We start from the raw sequence: 2,247 nt of genomic DNA on the forward strand, positions 1-2,247 counted from the left end.
CCCATTTTTTGGGGCCGCTTCGCGCCCCAGCGGGAGCAAGCTCCCTCGCCACAGGACAAGCGCCACACCCACGTTTTGCATTCATGTTTAAGAACCCGGAGTTCGCCATGGCCCTCGCCATTCCCAGCCCCACCCTGAAACAGCGCCTGGCGCGTGCCGAGCGGCTCAACCGCTGGAAGGCCCAGGCCCTGATCGCGCCATTGGTGGTGTTTTTGCTGCTGGTGTTCCTGGTACCGATTGTGGCGCTGCTCTACAAAAGCGTCGGCAACCCGGAAGTGGTGGGCGGCCTGCCGCGCACGGTGGTGGCGGTGACGGCCTGGGACGGTCGTGGCTTGCCGGGCGAGCCGGTGTATCAAGCCATCAGCGAGGACCTGGGCGAAGCCCGGAAAAACTCGACCCTGGGCGACCTCTCCAAACGCTTGAACATGGAGCTGGCGGGCTATCGCAGCCTGCTGACGAAAACCGCGCGGGCGCTGCCGTTCACCGAAGCGCCTGCCTCCTATAAAGAAGCGCTGGAAAACCTCGACGAACGCTGGGGCGACCCGGCGTACTGGCAGGCGATCCGGCGCAACACCAGCAGCCTCACGCCATACTACTTGCTGGCCGCCGTCGATCACCGCATCGACGACCTCGGCGAAATCGCCCCGGCCACCCCGGACCAGGCGATCTACCTCGATATCTTCGCCCGTACGTTCTGGATGGGCCTGGTCATCACCGTGTGCTGCCTGCTGCTGGCCTATCCGTTGGCTTACCTGCTGGCCAACTTGCCGGCGCGGCAAAGCAATTTGCTGATGATCCTGGTGCTGCTGCCGTTCTGGACCTCGGTGCTGGTGCGCGTGGCGGCCTGGATCGTGTTGCTGCAGTCCGGCGGCTTGATCAACAGCGCGCTGATGGGCATGGGGCTGATCGATAAACCGGTGGAACTGGTGTTCAACCGGCTCGGCGTCTACATCTCCATGGTGCACATTCTGCTGCCCTTCATGATTTTGCCGATCTACAGCGTGATGAAAGGCATCTCGCCCACCTACATGCGGGCGGCAATCTCCCTGGGCTGCCACCCATTCGCCAGCTTCTGGCGCGTGTACTTCCCGCAGACCTACGCAGGCGTAGGCGCCGGCTGCCTGTTGGTGTTCATTTTGGCGATTGGCTACTACATCACCCCGGCCTTGCTGGGCAGCCCGAACGACCAGATGGTCAGCTACTTCGTGGCCTTCTACACCAACACCAGCATCAACTGGGGCATGGCCACGGCCTTGGGCGGCTTGTTGCTGCTGGCCACCGTGGTGCTGTACCTGATCTACAACTGGCTGGTGGGCGCCAGCCGCCTGCGCCTGAGCTAAGGAGACCGTTGCGATGCTGAGCCCTTATATGTCGCCCGTGGAACGGGTCTGGTTCTACAGCTTGCGGATTCTCTGCGGCCTGATCCTGCTGTTCCTGATCTTGCCGGTGCTGGTGATCATCCCGCTGTCGTTCAACAGTGGAAGTTTCCTGGTCTACCCGCTGCAAGGTTTCTCGCTGCACTGGTACCAGGATTTCTTCGGTTCGGCGGAATGGATGCGCGCCCTGAAGAACAGCATCATCGTGGCTCCGGCGGCTACAGTGCTGGCGATGGTGTTCGGCACGCTGGCGGCGATTGGCCTGACCCGGGGGCACTTTCCCGGCAAGGCGCTGGTGATGGCCCTGGTGATTTCGCCGATGGTAGTGCCCGTGGTGATTATCGGTGTGGCCAGTTACCTGTTCTTCGCGCCGCTGGGCCTGGGCAACAGCTTCTTCTCGCTGATCGTGGTGCACGCGGTGCTGGGCGTGCCGTTTGTGATCATCACCGTGTCGGCGACCTTGCAGGGGTTCAACCATAACCTGGTGCGGGCGGCGGCCAGCCTGGGCGCGTCACCGCTGACGGCGTTTCGTCGGGTGACCTTGCCATTGATTGCCCCGGGGGTGATCTCCGGGGCGCTGTTCGCCTTTGCCACCTCGTTCGATGAAGTGGTGGTGACGCTGTTCCTCGCCGGGCCCGAGCAGGCAACCTTGCCACGGCAGATGTTCAGCGGCATCCGTGAAAATCTCAGCCCTACCATTGCCGCCGCAGCGACCTTGTTGATCGCGTTCTCGGTGGTGTTGTTGCTGACCCTGGAATGGCTGCGCGGGCGCAGCGAGAAACTGCGTACGGCCCAGGTCTAAAGCCAAACAGAGATCAAAATGTGGGAGCGGGCTTGCTCGCGAAGGCGGTTTGTCAGTCAACAGAGATAT

At 62.4% G+C, this 2,247-nt stretch carries 2 protein-coding genes; both read left to right on the plus strand.

What is annotated here, in order from left to right:
• Positions 1-107: 107 nt before the first annotated feature.
• On the plus strand, positions 108-1,340 hold the full coding sequence (locus tag ACW9I6_RS32125) for an ABC transporter permease (RefSeq protein WP_003210972.1): 1,233 nt from the start codon (positions 108-110) through the stop codon (positions 1,338-1,340).
• A 13-nt stretch (positions 1,341-1,353) separates the two neighbouring features.
• The gene (locus ACW9I6_RS32130; protein WP_003210970.1) at positions 1,354-2,178 is read left to right on the plus strand and encodes an ABC transporter permease; all 825 of its coding nucleotides are present in this window, start codon (positions 1,354-1,356) and stop codon (positions 2,176-2,178) included.
• Positions 2,179-2,247 lie beyond the last annotated feature (69 nt).

The organism is Pseudomonas sp. SDO5522_S412, from assembly GCF_054071215.1.

Excerpts from the sequence above, each read along its gene's own strand:
- ACW9I6_RS32125 (WP_003210972.1), top strand. The coding sequence starts at position 108 with ATGGCCCTCGCCATTCCCAGCCCCACCCTGAAACAGCGCCTGGCGCGT.
- ACW9I6_RS32130 (WP_003210970.1), top strand. The coding sequence starts at position 1,354 with ATGCTGAGCCCTTATATGTCGCCCGTGGAACGGGTCTGGTTCTACAGC.